The 18,648-nt window shown below is 67.8% G+C and carries 16 protein-coding genes; 12 read left to right on the top strand and 4 right to left on the bottom strand.

The features are described from left to right. Positions 1 to 58 precede the first annotated feature (58 nt). From M6E97_RS03035 to M6E97_RS03060, 6 genes are all read left to right on the top strand, one after another. Positions 59 to 406, top strand: a complete 348-nt coding sequence (locus M6E97_RS03035; protein ID WP_003098661.1) for a hypothetical protein — start codon at positions 59 to 61, stop codon at positions 404 to 406. An 18-nt stretch (positions 407 to 424) separates the two neighbouring features. Beyond that, entirely contained in the window at positions 425 to 1,291 is an 867-nt protein-coding gene (locus M6E97_RS03040) for a DUF72 domain-containing protein (RefSeq protein ID WP_023875006.1), read from the top strand. Positions 1,292 to 1,363: 72 nt separating this feature from the next. Further along, positions 1,364 to 2,188 (top strand): isocitrate lyase/PEP mutase family protein, encoded by an 825-nt coding sequence (locus tag M6E97_RS03045; protein WP_003129903.1) that lies wholly within the window; start codon positions 1,364 to 1,366, stop codon positions 2,186 to 2,188. Positions 2,189 to 2,192: 4 nt separating this feature from the next. After that, complete coding sequence (locus M6E97_RS03050; protein WP_033991070.1) at positions 2,193 to 2,888, top strand: extensin family protein; 696 nt, start codon at positions 2,193 to 2,195, stop codon at positions 2,886 to 2,888. Positions 2,889 to 2,943: 55 nt separating this feature from the next. Then, positions 2,944 to 3,729, top strand: a complete 786-nt coding sequence (locus M6E97_RS03055) for a class I SAM-dependent methyltransferase (RefSeq protein ID WP_003129905.1) — start codon at positions 2,944 to 2,946, stop codon at positions 3,727 to 3,729. A gap of 28 nt (positions 3,730 to 3,757) precedes the next feature. Further along, positions 3,758 to 5,035 (top strand): cytochrome P450, encoded by a 1,278-nt coding sequence (locus M6E97_RS03060; RefSeq protein ID WP_034005026.1) that lies wholly within the window; start codon positions 3,758 to 3,760, stop codon positions 5,033 to 5,035. Between the two features lie 6 nt (positions 5,036 to 5,041). Here M6E97_RS03060 and mexL read toward each other — a convergent pair whose 3' ends face one another. Next, complete coding sequence (gene mexL, locus M6E97_RS03065) at positions 5,042 to 5,680, bottom strand: efflux system transcriptional repressor MexL (RefSeq protein WP_003098648.1); 639 nt, start codon at positions 5,678 to 5,680, stop codon at positions 5,042 to 5,044. A 95-nt stretch (positions 5,681 to 5,775) separates the two neighbouring features. Between mexL and mexJ the strand changes: the two genes are divergently transcribed. Continuing rightward, positions 5,776 to 6,879, top strand: coding sequence for a multidrug efflux RND transporter periplasmic adaptor subunit MexJ (gene mexJ, locus M6E97_RS03070; protein ID WP_003129909.1), 1,104 nt, complete (start codon positions 5,776 to 5,778; stop codon positions 6,877 to 6,879). A 4-nt stretch (positions 6,880 to 6,883) separates the two neighbouring features. Further along, positions 6,884 to 9,961 (top strand): multidrug efflux RND transporter permease subunit MexK, encoded by a 3,078-nt coding sequence (gene mexK, locus M6E97_RS03075; RefSeq protein ID WP_033938372.1) that lies wholly within the window; start codon positions 6,884 to 6,886, stop codon positions 9,959 to 9,961. Positions 9,962 to 10,001: 40 nt separating this feature from the next. Here the strand turns inward: mexK and M6E97_RS03080 are convergent, their stop codons facing one another. The 3 genes from M6E97_RS03080 to plsB all read right to left on the bottom strand — a co-directional run bounded on the left by M6E97_RS03080 (position 10,002) and on the right by plsB (position 13,864). Continuing rightward, complete coding sequence (locus M6E97_RS03080) at positions 10,002 to 10,682, bottom strand: DUF4197 domain-containing protein (RefSeq protein WP_033938373.1); 681 nt, start codon at positions 10,680 to 10,682, stop codon at positions 10,002 to 10,004. A 136-nt stretch (positions 10,683 to 10,818) separates the two neighbouring features. After that, complete coding sequence (locus M6E97_RS03085; protein ID WP_003119337.1) at positions 10,819 to 11,217, bottom strand: YbaY family lipoprotein; 399 nt, start codon at positions 11,215 to 11,217, stop codon at positions 10,819 to 10,821. A 142-nt stretch (positions 11,218 to 11,359) separates the two neighbouring features. Beyond that, positions 11,360 to 13,864, bottom strand: a complete 2,505-nt coding sequence (gene plsB, locus M6E97_RS03090) for a glycerol-3-phosphate 1-O-acyltransferase PlsB (RefSeq protein WP_031685465.1) — start codon at positions 13,862 to 13,864, stop codon at positions 11,360 to 11,362. Positions 13,865 to 14,147: 283 nt separating this feature from the next. Between plsB and M6E97_RS03095 the strand changes: the two genes are divergently transcribed. Genes M6E97_RS03095 through M6E97_RS03110 form a run of 4 tightly spaced genes read left to right on the top strand, consistent with a single transcriptional unit; the run spans position 14,148 to position 18,644 of the window. Further along, complete coding sequence (locus tag M6E97_RS03095) at positions 14,148 to 15,071, top strand: ABC transporter ATP-binding protein (protein ID WP_023875009.1); 924 nt, start codon at positions 14,148 to 14,150, stop codon at positions 15,069 to 15,071. After that, positions 15,068 to 15,802 carry an ABC transporter permease gene (locus M6E97_RS03100; RefSeq protein ID WP_003092451.1) on the top strand — a complete coding sequence of 245 codons (735 nt, stop codon included), beginning with the start codon at positions 15,068 to 15,070 and terminating at the stop codon, positions 15,800 to 15,802. Before M6E97_RS03095 ends, M6E97_RS03100 begins: the two co-directional genes overlap by 4 nt. Before the next feature lie 10 nt (positions 15,803 to 15,812). Then, positions 15,813 to 17,660: a GldG family protein gene (locus tag M6E97_RS03105; RefSeq protein ID WP_003119340.1), complete on the top strand. Its 1,848-nt coding sequence runs from the start codon at positions 15,813 to 15,815 to the stop codon at positions 17,658 to 17,660. A gap of 3 nt (positions 17,661 to 17,663) precedes the next feature. Continuing rightward, positions 17,664 to 18,644: a DUF4340 domain-containing protein gene (locus tag M6E97_RS03110; protein WP_031755517.1), complete on the top strand. Its 981-nt coding sequence runs from the start codon at positions 17,664 to 17,666 to the stop codon at positions 18,642 to 18,644. Positions 18,645 to 18,648 lie beyond the last annotated feature (4 nt).

Here is an 18,648-nt window from a genome sequence, read left to right on the forward strand (position 1 = left end):
GTAATTGCCAAGCCTTTCGGGGCTGGCTAGAGTGTGGAGACTTCCCCGGGTTTTGATCATGCGTATCGACGGACTTTCTTCCTCTTCGTTGCCGCTGGAGCGCAGCGCCCGACCGGGCTCCGCGGTCACGCCGTATCGCGACGTGCAGCGCGAGGTCGAGGCGCGGCGCGAGCAGCCGGCGCCGGTTTCCGGCAGCCAGGGCTTCGAGCAGGCGCCGCAGGCGCGCAAGGTCCAGGCCAGTTCGGCGGGCGGCGACAGCCTGCCGGTGAGCGCCCGCGACCTGCTGGCGTTCCAGCGCCCGGTAAGCAGCCATGCGGCGATGGCCCTGGCCAGCTACAACTCCACCGCCAGCCTCAACATCGACGCCGGCGCCGAGGATGTCCTCGGCCTCGACCTCTACGCCTGAGCGGCTCCGCGCGCTCCCGTGGTTTCCCTTCCTTATTTCCTCGGTTGTCCATCCTGGAACGAGGCGGCCTGGCGCGGCAGCTTCTATCCGCGCGAATTGCGTTCCGCCGACTACCTCGGACACTACGGCGGCATCTTCAACGCGGTCGAGGGCAATACCACCTTCTATGCCCGGCCTTCGGCGGAAACCGTGCGGCGCTGGGCCGAGACGATGCCGGCGGGGTTCCGCTTCTGTGCCAAGTTTCCCCGCGATATCAGTCACGAAGGCGACCTGCGCGAACGGCTCGGGGCCGCCGGCGACTTCCTCGAGCTGCTGGCGCCGCTTGGCGAAAGGGTCAGCCCGCTGTGGCTGCAACTGTCGGCGGCGTTCACCCCGCAGCGCCTGGGCGAACTGCTGTATTTCCTCGATGAGCTGAGTCCGCGACGGATTGCCGTGGAAGTACGCCACCCGGCGTTCTTCGATAAAGGCGAGGACGAGCGCCTGCTCAACCGCCACCTGCGCGAGCGTGGCGTGGAGCGCATCTGCCTGGATTCGCGGGCGCTGTTCAGTTGCCGTTCGGACGATCCGGCGGTGCTCCACGCCCAATCGAAGAAGCCGCGCCTGCCGATCCGTCCGGCGGCCTTCAGCGATACGCCGCAGGTGCGTTTCATCGGCGGTCCCGACCTGCCGGCCAACGAGGTGTTCCTTTTGCCCTGGGTCGACAAGGTGGCCGACTGGATCGAGGCCGGCCTGACTCCATATGTATTCCTGCATACCCCCGACAATCACCTGGCGGCCCAGCAGGCCCAGCGTTTCCATGCGCTGCTGCGCCAGCGCCTGCCAGGCTTGCCGGCGCTACCCGAGCCGATCCCGGTCCCGGAAGTGGAGCAACTGGGCCTGCTCTGAGCGCGGTGCTCGACGCTCCGCCGGCCTGCGCCTAGGCTAGGGAGTCCTTTCCCCGCCACGGAGCCCGCCGCCATGACCAGCCAACGCCAACGCGCCGAACGTTTCCGCGACCTGCACCAGGGGCCCGGCATGCTGGTCCTGCCCAATCCCTGGGATGCCGGTTCGGCGAAGATGCTCGCCAGCCTCGGCTTCGACGCCCTTGCCACTACCAGCGCCGGCCTGGCGTTCTCCCTGGGCCGGCGCGATGCGGAAGGCGCGGTGAGCCGGACCGAGGCGCTGGAAAACGCCCGGGCGATCGTCGCCGCCACCGATCTGCCGGTCGCCGCCGACCTGGAAAACGGCTACGGCGATGCTCCGCAAGACTGCGCCACGACCATCCGCCTGGCCGCCGAGGCCGGCCTGGTCGGTGGTTCCATCGAGGATGCCAGCGGGCGCGCCGGACAGCCCATCTATGAGTTCTCCGCCGCGCTGGAGCGGGTCGCTGCCGCGGTCGAGGCGGCCCGTGCGTTGCCATTCCCATTCACCCTCTGCGCCCGCGCGGAGAATTTCCTGCATGGTCGCGAGGATCTCGACGACACCCTGCGGCGCCTGCGCGCCTATGCCGATGCCGGCGCCGATGTGCTCTACGCGCCTGGCTTGAACCGCCGCGAACAGATCGTCGCGGTGCTCGAAGCGGTGGCACCGAAGCCGGTCAACGTACTGGTCGGTTCGCCGCGCCTGGAGCTGTCGCTGGACGAGCTGGAAGCCCTCGGCGTCAAGCGCGTGAGCCTGGGCTCGAACCTTGCCCGGGTCGCCTTCGGCGCTTTCCATGAGGCGGCGCAGGCGCTGGCGCGGCGCGACCTGGAAGCGACCCGTGCGGCGATGCCTTTCGACCGTATCAACGACCTGTTCCGCTGAACCCGTGCGCCGCCTGGCCTGGTTGCTGCCATTGCTGCTGCTGGCGGGGGCCGTCGGCGCCCTGCGCTACCAGTGGCTCGATCTGCCGGCGCGCTGGAATCCCTGGCTGCCGCTGGACGTGCGCGAACCGCCGAACCTGCTGACCCGCTATAAACTATGGCGGCTGGCCGACGACCGGAGCCTCTGCGACGCCGCCCTGGCCACCTCGCAACTGCGCTACCAGCGGGTCGCCGACGATCCGCCATCGGCTACCTGCCCGTTGAGCAACAGCCTGCGCGTGCGTGGGGCGGCATTGGAGTTGAGCAGCAGCTTCCTCGCCAGTTGCCCGTTGGCAGTGAGCTATGCATTGTTCGAGCGGCACGTGCTGCAACCGGCAGCCCTGGATATCTATGGCCAGCCGGCGACGCGGGTCGAGCATATCGGCAGCTTCGCCTGCCGCAACGTCTACAACCGCGAGAACGGCCGGCGCAGCCAGCATGCTTCGGCCAATGCCCTGGACATCAGCGGTTTCCGCCTGGCCGGCGGGAGGCGAATCCGCCTGGCCACGGACTGGACCGACCAGGGCGCCGACGGGCGCTTCCTGCGCCGCGTGCGGGACGGCGCCTGCGCCAGTTTCAATGCGGTGCTGGGGCCCGACTACAATGCCGCCCACCGGGATCACTTCCACCTCGACATGGGCCTATGGAAGGTCTGCCGGTGAGCGCGCGCGGGCCAACTCTGGCAAAATCCGCGCTTTCCACGACGATTGCCCGACCATGACCGATTCCACCGCTCCTCGCCTGCATGTCCAAGCCCTGTCCGCCGCTTGCGCCGAGGCTGCGCGGCGCTGGGCGGAGCGACTTGGCCTGCCGTTGGCGGCGGACGACGAGGCGGAGTTCGCCGTGCAGGTCGGCGAGCAGGGCTTGCAGGTCTTGCAACTGGGGGCGGACTCCCCCGGTCCGGTGCGGGTCGATTTCGTCGAAGGCGCCAGCGCCCACCGGCGCAAGTTCGGCGGCGGCAGCGGGCAGATGATCGCCAAGGCAGTCGGCGTCCAGCCAGGCATCCGCCCGCGCGTCCTGGATGCCACGGCCGGCCTGGGCCGGGATGGGTTCGTCCTCGCCAGCCTGGGTTGCGAGGTAACCCTGGTCGAGCGCCAGCCGCTGATCGCCGCCCTGCTCGAGGATGGCCTGGAGCGCGCCGGGCGCGATCCCGACGTGGCGCCGATCGCCGCGCGGATGCGTCTGCTCGGCGGCAACTCGGCGGACCTGATGCGCGCCTGGGACGGCGAGGCGCCGCAGGTGGTCTACCTCGACCCGATGTTTCCCCATCGCGACAAGAGCGCATTGGTGAAGAAGGAAATGCGTCTGTTCCGGCCGCTGGTCGGCGACGATCTCGACGCTCCGGCGCTGTTGCAGGCGGCCCTGGCCCTGGCCAGCCACCGGGTGGTGGTGAAGCGCCCGCGCAAGGCGCCGATCATCGAAGGGCCCAAGCCCGGCTATAGCCTGGAAGGCAAGTCCAGCCGCTACGACATCTACCCGAAGAAGGCCCTGGGCAAGGGCTGAGTGTCGACACCGCAGGGAGGCGGCGAGCATGCAGCAGACCATCGATTGTCCGATTCGCCGGCGCCTGGCGCACCTGCCCTGGGCCAACGACGGGCGTGCCGGCGCCCGCCACTGGCTGGAGATGCAGCGCGATCCGCTGGCCTGGTTGCAGAAGATGCACGTCGCGCAGCCGGACCTCGCGGTCGCCCGCATGGGCCCGCAGCGCCTCTGGTGCCTGTTCCATCCGCAGGCGGTGCAGGAATTGATGGTCGATTGCCGCGATGACCTGCAACGCTGGCAGCCGGCGCTGTGCATGCTGAAACAGTGGAACGGGCGCAGCTTCATGATGCGCGAGGGCGCCCCCGCCCAGGCCCGGCGCAAGGAGGTACGGCCGCACCTGGCGCCGCCGCCGGCCAGCGAGGTTCGCCGCCTGGCCGCGGAGTGGGGCGAGCGGGTGGAGGAGGGGCGAGAATACGACCTCGACCTGGAAATGGCTGCGTTCAGCGTCACCCTCAGCGGTCACGCGCTGTTCGACGTCGACCTGCAACCGTCGGCCTATCGGATCGCCAAGGCGGTGCGCCTGCTGTCGCGGGTGGCATTGCTGGAAATGAGCACCGGCCTGCCGCTGGGCCACTGGTTTCCGAGCAAACTGTGTCCGCGCAAGCGCTGGGCGCTGGGCCAGTTGCGCGAGGCGGTGGGCGAGGTGGCGGAGCGCTCGCCGCGGCCGCTGGCGGACCTACGCGATGAACTCTGCACCCTGCTCATGGCGTCCCACCAGTCCACCGGCGTGACCCTGACCTGGAGCCTGTTGCTGCTGGCCCAGCGTCCCGAGTTGCTCGCGCGGCTACGCGCCGAGCTGGCGGGAGTGAATTGGACGGCGATCCGCTCGGTCGCCGACCTGCGCGATTGCGCGCTGCTCAGGGCGGTCCTGCAGGAGTGCCTGCGCCTGTACCCGCCGGCCTACGGCCTGGCGCCGCGGCAGGTGACGGCGGACATCGAGGTGTTCGGCCAGCGGCTGAAGCGCGGCGACGTGACCATGGTCTCCAGCTGGATCACCCAGCGCGATCCCCGTTGGTTCGAGGCGCCGCTGGAGTTCCGTCCCGAGCGCTTCCTCGAACCGGCGCGCTGGCCGCGCGGCGCCTACTTCCCCTTCGGCCTCGGCGACCGCGCCTGCCCCGGCACCGCGATGGCGATGATCGATCTGGCGGCGGCGCTGGCCTACTGGGTCGAGCACTGGGACATCATGCACGACGGCGACCTGGCGCCGCGCGGCTGGTTTTCCCTGCGTCCGCAGCGAGCGCGGGTGCGTTTCCGCCGTCGCGCCTGAGCCGCGTCAGCCGCCCGCGGCGAAGGCGCGCAGGAACAGCGCCACCACTTCTTCCACGTGCCGCTCGCCTTCGGCCTCGTCCAGCGGTTCGGCGCAGCCGATCAACAGGCGGTAATTGGCGCAGCCCTTGACCAGCATGAAGAAGTGTTCGGCGGCGTGGCGCGCGTCCGGGAACGCCAGCTTGCCGCTGCGGCGGGCCTGCTCGAGGAGGCGTTCCATTTCGTCGATCACCTGCTTCGGCCCGGCCTCGAAGAACAGCTCGGAAAGCTTGGGGTTCTGCCCGGCCTGCGCGGCCATCAGGCGGGTCAGGGCGATCGCCTCGTGGCTGTTGATCAGCCGGTGGAAGCCGCGGGCGATATTCAGCAGGACCTTTTCCAGCGGCGCGCCTTCGGCCAGCTGGAAGTACAGGGCGGGAAGCTGCTCGGCGCACTTGGCCTTCACCGCTTCGCTGAACAGGGTTTCCTTGTCGGTGAAGTGGCTGTAGACGGTGAGCTTGGAAACGCCGGCTTCCGAGGCGATGGCTTCCATGCTGCTGCCGTCGTAGCCGTTGCAGAGGAACAGGCGCTTGGCCGCCTCGAGAATGGCTTCCCGTTTGGCCGGGTCCTTGGGCCGGCCGGGACCGACGGAGGAGGTGGGTTCTGACATGCGCTTATACAATTGAAATACTGGACTGATGGGTTCTGTATTTTTACTATACCGCCCAGTATAAGAACTCGAACGCAGTTTGCGGAAGGTGTCACATGTACCGCCATATCCCGCTCGTCGCCCTGTCCCTGCTTTCCTCCCTGTTCCTCGCCGCCTGCGGCAACGGCACGCCGCCGCCAGCCGCGGCGCGTCCGGCGATCGTCGTCCAGCCCCAGCCGGCGGGGGAGGTGAGCCAGGCCTTTCCCGGCGAGATCCGCGCCCGCCACGAGCCTGAGCTGGCCTTCCGCATCGGCGGCAAGGTCATCCGCCGGCTGGTGGAAGTCGGCGAGCGGGTGAAGAAGGACCAGCCCCTGGCCGAACTCGATCCCCAGGACGTGCGCCTGCAACTGGAGGCGGCGCGGGCCCAGGTCAGTGCCGCCGAGGCCAACCTGCAGACCGTGCGCGCCGAGTACCGGCGCTACCGCACCTTGCTCGACCGCAACCTGGTCAGCCATTCCCAGTTCGAGAACATCCAGAACAGCTACCGCGCCGGCGAGGCGCGATTGAAGCAGATCCGCGCCGAATTCAACGTCGCCGACAACCAGGCCGGCTACGCCGTGCTGCGCTCGCCCCAGGATGGCGTGATCGCCAGCCGGCGCGTCGAGGTGGGCCAGGTGGTGGCGGCCGGGCAGACGGTCTTCAGCCTGGCCGCCGACGGCGAGCGCGAGGTGCTGATCGGCCTGCCGGAACACAGCTTCGAACGTTTCCGCATCGGCCAGCCGGTGTCGGTCGAACTCTGGTCGCAACGCGACAGACGCTTTGCCGGGCATATCCGCGAACTCTCGCCCGCGGCCGATCCGCAATCGCGTACCTTCGCCGCCCGGGTGGCCTTCGACGACCGCGCGACTCCGGCCGAACTGGGCCAGAGCGCGCGGGTCTACGTTGCCGCCGCCGAGGCGGTGCCGTTATCGGTTCCCTTGTCGGCGCTGACCGCAGAGGCCGGTCAGGCGTTCGTCTGGGTGGTCGAACCGGGCAGCTCGACCCTGCGCCGGCAGCCGGTGCGCACCGGTCCCTATGCCGAGGACCGGGTGCCGGTGCTCGAAGGCCTGAAGGCTGGCGACTGGGTGGTGGCCACCGGGGTCCAGGTGCTTCGCGAAGGGCAGCAGGTGCGTCCGATCGACCGGGCCAACCGCACGGTGAAACTGGCGGCCAAGGAGTAGTCGCATGTCCTTCAACCTTTCCGCCTGGGCGTTGCAGAATCGCCAGATCGTCCTGTACCTGATGATCCTGCTTGGCGCGGTTGGCGCGCTGTCCTACAGCAAGCTGGGGCAGAGCGAAGACCCGCCGTTCACCTTCAAGGCCATGGTGGTGCAGACCAACTGGCCGGGTGCCAGCGCCGAAGAGGTGGCCCGGCAGGTCACCGAGCGTATCGAGAAGAAGCTGATGGAAACCGGCGACTACGATCGCATCGTGTCCTTCTCCCGCCCCGGCGTCTCGCAGGTGACCTTCATGGCCCGCGAGGACATCCATTCCAGCGAGATCCCCGAACTCTGGTACCAGATCCGCAAGAAGATCAGCGACATTCGCGCCACCTTGCCGCAAAGCATCCAGGGCCCGTTCTTCAACGACGAGTTCGGCACCACCTACGGCAACATCTATGCGCTCACCGGCAAGGGCTTCGACTATGCGGTGATGAAGGACTATGCCGACCGCCTGCAACTGCAATTGCAGCGGATCAGGAACGTCGGCAAGGTCGAACTGATCGGCCTGCAGGACGAGAAGATCTGGATCGACCTGTCCAACACCAAGCTGGCCACCCTCGGCCTGCCCCTGGCGGCGGTGCAGAAGGCGCTGGAGGAACAGAACGCGGTAGCCTCCTCCGGGTTCTTCGAGACCGCCAGCGACCGCGTGCAATTGCGCGTTTCCGGGCGTTTCGATTCGGTGGAGGAGATCCGCGACTTCCCCATCCGCGTCGGCGACCGCACCTTCCGCATCGGCGACGTGGCCGAGGTTCGCCGCGGCTTCAACGATCCGCCGGCGCCGCGCATGCGCTTCATGGACGAGGACGCCATCGGCCTGGCGGTAGCGATGAAGCCGGGCGGCGACATCCTGGTGCTGGGCAAGGCCCTGGAAACCGAGTTCGCCCGCCTGCAGCAGTCGCTGCCGGCCGGACTGGAACTGCGCAAGGTGTCCGACCAGCCGGCGGCGGTACGTACCGGGGTCGGCGAGTTCATCCGGGTGCTGGCCGAGGCGCTGGTGATCGTCCTGCTGGTGAGCTTCTTCTCCCTCGGCCTGCGCACCGGCCTGGTGGTGGCGCTGTCGATCCCGCTGGTGCTGGCGATGACCTTCGCCGCCATGCATTACTTCGGCATCGGCCTGCACAAGATTTCCCTCGGCGCCCTGGTGCTGGCGCTGGGATTGCTGGTGGACGACGCGATCATCGCGGTGGAGATGATGGCGGTGAAGATGGAGCAGGGCTACGACCGTCTCAAGGCGGCCGCCTTCGCCTGGACCAGTACCGCCTTCCCGATGCTCACCGGCACCCTGATCACCGCCGCCGGCTTCCTGCCGATCGCCACCGCGCAGTCCGGTACCGGCGAATACACCCGCTCGCTGTTCCAGGTGGTGACCATCGCCCTGGTGGTCTCCTGGTTCGCCGCGGTGGTCTTCGTTCCCTACCTGGGGGCCAAGCTGCTGCCGGACCTGGCCAGGTTGCACGCGGAGAAGCACGGCGGCAGCGCCGATGGCTACGATCCCTATGCTACGGCCTTCTACCAGCGCTTCCGGCGTCTGGTGGAGTGGTGCGTGCGCTACCGCAAGACGGTGATCGTCCTGACCCTCGCCGCCTTCGTCGGCGCGCTGCTGCTGTTCCGCCTGGTGCCGCAGCAGTTCTTCCCGCCCTCGGCGCGCCTGGAGCTGCTGCTGGACATCAAGCTGGCCGAGGGCGCCTCGCTGCGCTCGACCGGCGAGGAAGTCCAGCGCCTGGAAAAAATGCTGCAGGGCCATGACGGCATCGACAACTACGTGGCCTACGTCGGCACCGGCTCGCCCCGCTTCTACCTGCCGCTGGACCAGCAGTTGCCGGCGGCCAGCTTCGCCCAGGTGGTGGTGCTGGCCAAGGACCTGGAGAGCCGCGAGGCGCTGCGCAAGTGGCTGATCGAGCGGATGAACGAGGACTTCCCGCACCTGCGCAGCCGCATCAGTCGCCTGGAGAACGGGCCGCCGGTGGGCTATCCGGTGCAGTTCCGGGTTTCCGGCGAGGACATCCCGCAGGTTCGCGAACTGGCGCGCAAGGTCGCCGACAGGATGCGCGAGAACCCGCACGTGGTGAATGTGCACCTGGATTGGGAAGAGCCGAGCAAGGTGGTGTACCTGAGCATCGACCAGGAGCGCGCCCGTGCCCTGGGGGTGAGCACCGCCAGCCTGTCGCAGTTCCTGCAGAGCGCGCTGACCGGTTCGCATGTGAGCTTCTTCCGCGAAGACAACGAGCTGATCGAGATCCTCCTGCGCGGCACCGAGCAGGAGCGTCGCGACCTGTCGTTGCTGCCGAGCCTGGCGGTGCCGACCGAGAATGGCCGGAGCGTGGCGCTGTCGCAGATCGCCACGCTCGAATACGGTTTCGAAGAGGGGATCATCTGGCACCGCAACCGCCTGCCGACGGTCACCGTGCGCGCCGATATCTACGACGATTCGCTGCCGGCGACCCTGGTCGCGCAGATCGCCCCGACCCTGGAACCGATCCGCGCCGAGCTGCCGGACGGCTACCTGCTGGAGGTGGGCGGAACGGTGGAGGACGCGGCGAAGGGCCAGAGTTCGGTGAACGCCGGCGTGCCGCTGTTCATCGTGGTGGTGTTGAGCCTGCTGATGGTGCAGTTGCGCAGCTTCTCGCGGATGGCGATGGTATTCCTCACCGCACCGCTGGGCCTGATCGGCGTGACCCTGTTCCTGCTGCTGTTCCGCCAGCCGTTCGGCTTCGTGGCGATGCTCGGGACCATCGCCCTGGCCGGCATGATCATGCGCAACTCGGTGATCCTGGTGGACCAGATCGAACAGGACATCAGCCATGGACTGGATCGCTGGCACGCCATCATCGAGGCTACCGTGCGGCGTTTCCGGCCCATCGTGCTGACCGCGCTGGCGGCGGTGCTGGCGATGATCCCGCTGTCGCGCAGCGTGTTCTTCGGGCCGATGGCGGTGGCGATCATGGGCGGGCTGATCGTCGCCACCGTGCTCACCCTGCTGTTCCTGCCGGCGCTCTATGCCGCCTGGTTCCGCGTGAAGAAGGACGAGGCGCGGGCCTGACGGGAGAAGGGGACGGGGCGATCGCGCCCCGTCCGTCGACTCACCTGGCCGCGCCGAAGACCTTCTTGGCCAGGCCGGTGGCGGCCGCCGCCGGGTTCTGGCGGATGCTCTTCTCCTGCCTGGCGATCATCTCGAAGAGCCCGTCGAGGGTCTGTTCGGTGACATAGCCCTCGACGTTGGCGCTCTTCGCATCGACCACCCCAAGGGTCGCCGCCTGGCTGGCGAAGGCGTTGTACTGCTTGACCAGGCCGACCTCGTCGGTGGCCTGCTTGACGATCGGCAGGAACTTCGCGCGCAGCTGTTCGCGGCTGGACTTGTCCAGGTATTCGGTGGCGGCGTCGTCACCGCCCTTGAGGATGCCCTTGGCGTCGGCCACGGTCATCTTCTTCACCGCCTCCACCAGCAGGCCCTGGGCCTGCGGCACGGCAGCCTCGGCGGCGCGGTTCATGCTCGCCTCGAGCTGGTCGACCTGGGCGCCCATGCCGAACTGCTTCATCAGCTTCGCCGCCTTGCCCAGCTTGCCGGGCAGTTCGATGCGCACGTCCGGGTTGTTGTTGAAGCCGCCCGGCTGGCCAAGCTGGCGGACGGCGATCTGCGCGCCCTGGGTCAGGGCGTCCTTCAGGCCGCTGGAGGCGTCGTTCTGCGACAGGTCGGTGAGGGACAGGGCGAGGGCGTTGGCCGAGAGCAGCAGGCCGGCGCAGAGGGCAGTGAGTCGGAACATGACAGCGTCCTTGATGTGGAACGTACGGGGTATCCGGCCGCTCGTCGAGAGGTGGATCGGCAACCGGTAGCGAATAGGAGGTGGAGTGTACTGGAGGGAACCGCCGATTCGCACCGGCGGCTTGCCGCGGTGTGCTTCAGCGCGCCGATTCGACCTGCACGCGATAGGGCTGCGGGTCGCTGCCGTCGAGTTTCACCGAGTGGCGGGTGGTGTTGATGAACAGCAAGCGGCCGTTCAGCTCGATGCGCGCGCTCACCGCGTAGCTGTGGCCCGGCTTGACCTGCTTCGGGTCGTACTCCAGGTGGAACGCCAGCGGCACCTGGCTGGTGATCTCGCGGGTCTGGCTGGCCAACTGCACCGAAGGGGCGTCGGCCAGGGACACGTCTTCCAGGCTCACGCTCAGGCGCGCCGAGGGCGGCAGGGCGATACGCTCGCGGTAGAAGACCTCACCATCGAAGCTGGCGTTCGAAGTCGATTGCTGGGTACCGCAGCCGGCGAGGATGCTGGCGGCGAGCAGCAATGGCAGTTTTTTCATGGGAGCCTCCTTTCAGACGGAACAAAAAACGAGCGGGCCTCTGACCCGGGAAACCAGCATAGGTTGCCGGGCCGGAACAGGGAAAGGTCGCAGGATATTTCAGCGGAGCGGCGCCCGTCCCTCGCAGGGCGGGCGCCGGGTCTCAGTTGGCGGCTGCGTCGTTGCTTTCGGCGGCGGCTTCCTCGGCGGGACGCTCCAGCGCCACCTGGCGGATCGACAGGCGGATCTCCGCCGGCAGCACGCGCTTGGCGGCGCCTTCGGCCAGTTCGCCGAGCAGTTCGTGGTAGCTCAGTTTGCCGGCCTCGTCCTTGCGCAGCACACGCAGGTCGAGAAGGGTCTGGATGAAGTGGCGGAACAGGCTCTTGTCGAAGAACTCCGGGGCGTTCAGGCCATGCAGGATCGACAGGCGCTGGGCCATCACGGTGCAGAGGTTCTCCAGTTCCTCGGCGGTCAGGGCGTTCTGCCCGGCGTTGAGCAGCAGGGCGATGGCCATGTAGAAGCGCTGCAGGGTCTGGGTCACCGAACGAGCGAGGAGGATCAGCAGCACGTATTGCCGCGAGCTTGGCGCCGGGCGGATGAAGGTGTCGTTCTCCTGGCGCAGCAGGTCCTGTTGCACCAGGGCCGCCAGCCACTGGTCGATCACCGCGTCGAGTTCGTCCAGGCTCCAGCGGATGAACAGTTCCGCCTGCAGGTAGGGATAGAGCGCGCGGGCGAAGCGCAGCAACTGTTCGCGGCTGATCCGCGAGTTGCTCTGGAAGAAGCTGGCGATCAGCGCCGGCAGGGCGAAGACGTGGAGGACGTTGTTGCGGTAGTAGGTCGCCAGCACCGCGTTCTGTTCGTCGAGATAGAGGATGCGGCCCAGCGCGTCCTTCTGCTCGGCCAGCAGGTTCATGCTCTTCACGTACTCGATCAGGGCCTGGCCGTCGCCGTCCGGCAGGGTCGCGCTGGGCGAGTAGGGCACCTTGCGCAGCAGCGCCAGGTAGAGGTCGAGGATTCGCGCCAGGGCGCTTTCGTCGAGGGCCTGGCGGCTGGTGGAGAGCAGCGCCAGGGCGACCAGGTTGACCGGGTTGATCGCCGCCGCGTCGTTGAGGTGGCGAGCGACGTCCTTGGCCAGCAGGTTGGTGGTCTGCGGCAGCCAGTCGGGGCGGTATTCCGGGCCGAGGTCCTGGTCCTGCCAGTCGGGCTGGTGGCGGTCGAGGAACTGGTCGAGATGGATCGGCTCGCCGAAGTTCACCCAGACCTGGCCGAAACGCTGTTTCAGGGCGCCGACCACCTTGAACAGGTCGAAGATCGACTCCTTCTTCTTGGTCGCGCCGCGCAGTTCGCCGAGGTAGGTGCGGCCTTCCAGCACGCGTTCGTAGCCGATGTAGACCGGTACGAAGACGATCGGCCGGCGCGAGTCTCGGAGGAAGCTGCGCAGGGTGATGGCGAGCATGCCGGTGCGTGGGTGGAGCATGCGCCCGGTGCGCGAACGGCCACCCTCGACGAAGTACTCGGTGGAGAAGCCGCGGGAGAACAGGGTGTGCAGGTACTCGTTGAACACCGCGGTGTAGAGCTGGTTGCCCTTGAAGCTGCGGCGCATGAAGAAGGCTCCGCCGCGGCGCAGGATCGAGCCGATCACCGGCATGTTCAGGTTGATCCCGGCGGCGATGTGCGGCGGGGTCAGGCCGTTGCGGAACAGCAGGTAGGAGAGCAGCAGGTAGTCGATGTGGCTGCGGTGGCAGGGCACGTAGACGATCTCGTTGCCCTGGGCCACGTCCTGCACCCGCTCGATGTGGTTGACCTTGACCCCTTCGTACAGCTTGTTCCAGAACCAGCTGAGAATGACTTCGAGGAAGCGGATCACCGGATAGGAGAAGTCCGAGGCGATTTCATTGGCGTAGCGCAGCGCGATGCCTTCGGCCTTCTCCTGGGATATCCGTTCGCTCTCGCATTCCTCGTTGATCGCCTGGCGTACCAGCGGCGCGCGCAGCAGGCCCTTGACCAGGTTGCGGCGGTGCGACAGGTCGGGACCGATTACCGCGGTCTTCAGGTTGCGGAAGTGCACCCGGAGGATACGGTTGACCATGCGCAGCGTGCGTTCGTGGCCCTTGCCCTGTTCCACCAGCTCGCGCAGGTGGATCGGCGCGGAGAACTGCACGCGGGTCTTGCGTCCGAGAATCAGGATGCGCGCCAGCTTGCGCAGGCGCCCGGTGACCGCCCAGTTGTCGGCGAACAGCAGCTTCCAGGGGCTCGATTCGCTGTCCGGCGATTGTCCCCAGAACACGCTGACCGGAATGATCTGCGCGTCGTCGAGACCGTTCTGGCCGACCGCGGCGAGCATGCGCACCAGGGTCGGCGAGGCGCCGCGCTTGTCCTGGCGGCCCAGCCAGTCGGGTTCGGGCGTCAGGTAGAAGAACGCCGCCGGCTCGATGGCGTCGCCTACCGCTACCGGCATCACCGGACGCGGCAGCCCGGCCTTGCGGCATTCGGTATCCACTACCGCGAGATCGCTGACCGAAGGCTGCTGCAGCACGTAGAGTACCGGCTTGCTGCGGTCGATCTTCAGGGTGAAGGCCGATTGGTTGATGGTTTCCGAGCGTACCCAGAGGTACAGCAGGCGGCGCAGGGCGCCAAAACCAAAGCGGCGGAAAGGGTAGCGGGGCATACGGTGTCTACTGGCAGTTGATCGGGACCCGGCGTGACGGGCGCGGCTAGTTTGCCGCAATCCCCGGAGGGCCGCAAAAGAACGCAACGCGTCCTACGGCGAACGGCGGCGAACAGGTTGCGAATGTAGAACCTTCGGCAAGCGTTCGGGTTCTGTCACGTTTTGCCAAGGTTCTCCCGACGCCCCGTATTGCCAGGCGGCGGGGCGCTTCGGCTATAGTCCCTGCGCGTTTTTCGCGGCCCTGGCCGGACATGGCGGCGGCCGCCGGAACAGGTAGGGGACCATGATCGAAACAAGAAACCTCGGCAAACGCTTCGGCTCGCGGGTGGCGGTGGACGACCTGTCCTTCCAGGTGGAGACGGGGGAGGTACTGGGCTTCCTCGGTCCGAACGGCGCCGGCAAGTCCACCACCATGAAGATGCTCACCGGCTTCCTGCCGCCCAGCGCCGGCACCGCGAGCATCTTCGGCTTCGACATCCGCAACCGCACGCTGCAGGCGCAGCGGCTGATCGGCTACCTCCCGGAAGGTTCGCCCTGCTACGCGGAAATGACCGTGCAGGGCTTCCTCGATTTCATCGCCGAGATCCGTGGCTACCGTGGTGCCGGCAAGCGCGAGCGGGTCGCCCGGGCACTGGGGCTGCTGGAACTGGACGAGGTGCGCCGGCAGACCATCGAAACCCTCTCCAAGGGCTTCCGCCGGCGTGTCGGCCTGGCCCAGGCGATCCTCCACGAACCGCGGGCGCTGGTGCTCGACGAGCCCACCGACGGGCTCGATCCGAACCAGAAGCACCAGGTCCGCGAACTGATCCGCGGCCTCGCGCAGGAGCGCATCGTGATCATCTCCACCCATATCCTCGAGGAAGTCTCGGCGCTGTGCAGCCGCGCCCTGGTGATCGGCGGCGGGCGGCTGCTGGCGGACAGCACGCCGCTGGAGCTGGCCAGCCGCTCGCGCTACCACCAGGCGGTGACGCTCTACAGCGACGAGCCCCTGGATGCCGTGGCGCTGGCGGTGCTGCCGGGCGTGGCGGGCATCGAGGAGAACCCCGCCGAAGGCAGCCTGACCGTCCTGGCGCAGCCGGGCGCGGTGATCTTCCCCCAGGTCAGCGGGCTGGTCGCCGAGCGCGGCTGGCGGATCCGCGAACTGGACGTGGAGCGCGGCCGGCTCGACGAGGTATTCCGCAACCTGACCCGGGGGACGGAGGCATGAAGCAACTGCCGGTGATCTTCAAGCGCGAGCTGGCGAGTTATTTCGCCACGCCGCTGGCCTATGTGTTCATCGTGATCTTCCTGGTCCTGGCGGGCGTGTTCACCTTCTACCTGGGCAACTTCTACGAACGCAACCAGGCCGACCTGGCCTCCTTCTTCGCCTTCCATCCCTGGCTCTACCTGTTCCTGGTTCCCGCGCTGGCCATGCGCCTGTGGGCGGAGGAGCGCAAGTCCGGCTCGATCGAGCTGCTGATGACCCTGCCGCTGACCCGCTTCGAAGCCGTGGCCGGCAAGTTCCTGGCCGCCTGGGCGTTCGCCGGAATCGCGCTGCTGCTGACCTTCCCCATGGTGCTCACGGTGAACTACCTGGGCGAGCCGGACAACGGTGCGATTCTCGCCGGCTATCTGGGCAGTTGGCTGCTGGCCGGCGGCTACCTGGCCATCGGTTCGTGCATGTCGGCCCTGGCGAAGAACCAGGTGATCGCTTTCATCCTCGCCGTGGCCGCCTGCTTCCTGTTCATGCTCAGCGGCTTTCCGCTGGTGCTCGATGCGTTCAGCCAGTGGGCGCCGCAGTGGTTGCTCGATGCGGTGGCCTCGCTGAGCCTGCTGACCCGCTTCGATGCCGTCAGCAAGGGCGTCATCGACCTGCGCGACCTGCTGTATTTCGTCAGCCTGATCGTCGCCTGGCTGGCCGCCACGGCGGTGGCGGTCGACCTGAAGAAAGCCGAATGAGGGGGAGTCGATGAAACGCGTGTTGTCCTCTGGCGCCGGGCTGTTGCTGATCGCGCTGGCGTTCCTGGCCTTCAACATGGTCTCCGGCCTGCTGTTCAGCGGCGCGCGGCTCGACCTGACCGAGCAGAAGCTCTACACCATCAGCCCCGGCACCAAGCGGATCCTGGCCGGCCTCGACGAGCCGATCAACCTGTACTTCTTCTATTCGGATAGCGGTGCCCGGGAACTGGTGCCGCTGCGCAACTACGCCAGGCGCGTCGAGGAACTGCTGCGCGCCTACGAGCGCGAGGCGAACGGCAGGATTCGCCTGCAGGTGATCGATCCCGAGCCGTTCTCCGAGAACGAGGACAAGGCCACCGAGTTCGGCCTGCAAGGAATTCCCCTGCAGCAGGGCGGCGACAACCTGTACTTCGGCCTGGCCGGCAGCAACGCCCTGGACGGAGTCCAGGTCATACCCTTCTTCCCGCTCGATCAGGAGGAGTTCCTCGAATACGACATCAGCCGCCTGGTGCAGACCCTGGCCCAGCCGCAGCGGCCGGTGGTCGGCCTGATGTCGTCGCTGCCGCTCAATGGCGGCTTCGACATGGCCAGCCGGCAGCCGACCTCGCCGTGGATGGTCATGGAGGAAATCCGCCAGCAATTCGACCTGCGCAGCCTCAAGAGCGATGCCACGGAAATCCCGCCGGAGGTCTCGGTGCTGCTGCTGGTGCATCCCAAGCAGTTACCCGAGCAGACGCTATACGCCATCGACCAGTTCGTCCTGCGCGGGGGCAAGCTGCTGGCGTTCGTCGACCCCTTCAGCGAGGCCGACAGCGGCAGCGATTTCGCCGCTACGCTGGATGGCGACAAGTCGTCCGACCTCGCGCCGCTGTTCGAGGCCTGGGGGCTGCGCCTGCTGCCGGGCAAGGTGCTCGGCGACGGCGCCTATGCGATGTCCATCAGTCTTGGCCGGGACCAGCGTCCGGCCCGGCATCCGGCCTGGCTCAGCTTGCCGCGCGAGGCGCTGGACCAGGACGACATCGCCACTGCCGGCCTGGAAAGCCTGACCCTGGCGACGCCCGGCATCCTCGAAAGGCTCCCCGGAGCGAGCACCAGCTTCACGCCTTTGCTGCAAAGCTCGGCCCAGGCGATGCCGTTCGATGCCTCGCGCTTCGGCCTGCTGCGTGACCCCGGCGATCTGATGCGCGAGCTGCGCCCGAGCGGCCGGCGGCATACTCTCGCCGCCCGTATCCAGGGGCCGGCGAAGAGTGCCTTCGCGGAGGGCATCGAGGGGCATCGCGAAGGCCTGAAGGAGGCGCGCAACATCAATGTCATCGTCGTGGCCGATACCGACCTGCTCAGCGATCGCATGTGGGTCCAGGTGCAGGACTTCTTCGGCCAGCGCGTGCCGCAGCCCTGGGCCGACAACGGCGCGCTGGTGGTCAACGCGCTGGACAACCTGTCGGGCACCGACGCGCTGATCAGCGTGCGCTCCCGCGGCCGGTTCAGCCGGCCGTTCGTGGTGGTCGAGCGCCTGCAGCGCGAGGCCGAGACGAGCTTCCGGCAAAAGGAGGACCAGCTCAAGCAGCGCCTCGCCGATACCGAGCAGCAACTCGCCGCCCTCCAGCAGGGCGCCGCCCCGGAGAAGGCCGTCGAACTGACGCCCGAACAGCAGGCCACGGTGCGCCAGTACATGCAGGAGAAGCTGCGCATCCGCAAGGAGCTGCGCGAGGTGCAGTACCAGTTGAACGCCGATATCGACGCACTGGGCCGCACCCTGAAGCTGGTCAATATCGCCCTGGTTCCCTCGTTGCTCACGGTCGGCGTGCTGCTCGGCTGGCTCTGGCGGCGCCGGCGCATGGCCCGGGGAGGGCATTGACGCATGCGGCGCAATACGCTGATCGTCCTGCTGGCGCTGGTGGCGGCGCTGGCCGGAACCTTCGCCTGGCTGCAGCGCGAGCGCGCAGCCGAGGTACCTGCCTTGCCGGTGGCAGAGCGCTGGCTGCCAGAACTGGACAGCGCGACGCTGAGTGGCCTGCACGTGCAGTTTGCCGACGGTTCGCCGGATATCCGGGTCGAGCGGCGTGCGGGCGCGTGGGTCCTGCCGGCCAAGGCCGGCTATCCGGCCGACCGGCTACGCTTGTCGGCGCTGCTCGAGGCACTGGCAGAGGCGCGCAAGGTCGAGGCGAAGAGCGCCAACCCGAAGAACCACGCGCTGCTTGGCCTGGCGGAGCGTGGCGAGGGGCAGGCGCTACGCCTGAGCCTGCAGCGGCAGTCCAGCGAGCCTCTGGTGCTGCTGGTAGGCAAGGATGCGCAGCATGGCGGTAGCTTCGTACGACGACTGGGCGATCCGCAGGCCTGGCTGATCGACAAGCGCCTGCCGTTGCCGAACAACGAACTGGAGTGGCTCGACCGGCGGATCGCCACGCTGCCCTTCGCCCGGGTGCGCGAACTGCAACTGCGCTATCCGAAGGGCGAGCGCCTGGATCTCTATCGCGACGACGCCGGGCAGCCGAACCTGCAGGTCCGGCAATTGCCCTCAGGGCGCAAGCTGGCCTATGAGGCAGCGGCCAACGGCGCGGCGGCGCTGTTCGCCGACCTGCGTTTCGCCGATGTAGCGCCGCTGGCGCAGGTGGGATTCAGACAGGCGCCATTGCTCCTGGTGTTCAGCCTGCGGACGTTTTCCGGCGCGCGCCTGGATGGCGAGATTCGGCGCCAGGGCGAGCAATACTGGTTGTTGCCGAAGAGCGTCGAGGGCTTCGCCGAGGGCGAGGTCGCCGCCCATCCTGACTGGGCCTATCGGATCGAAGAGGACCGCTACCGCGCCCTGGCCCGGCACCTGCCGGAACTGCTGGCGCGCTGAGCGG

It is taken from the genome of Pseudomonas sp. B111 (genome assembly GCF_026428275.1).
Lineage (GTDB): Bacteria > Pseudomonadota > Gammaproteobacteria > Pseudomonadales > Pseudomonadaceae > Pseudomonas > Pseudomonas aeruginosa.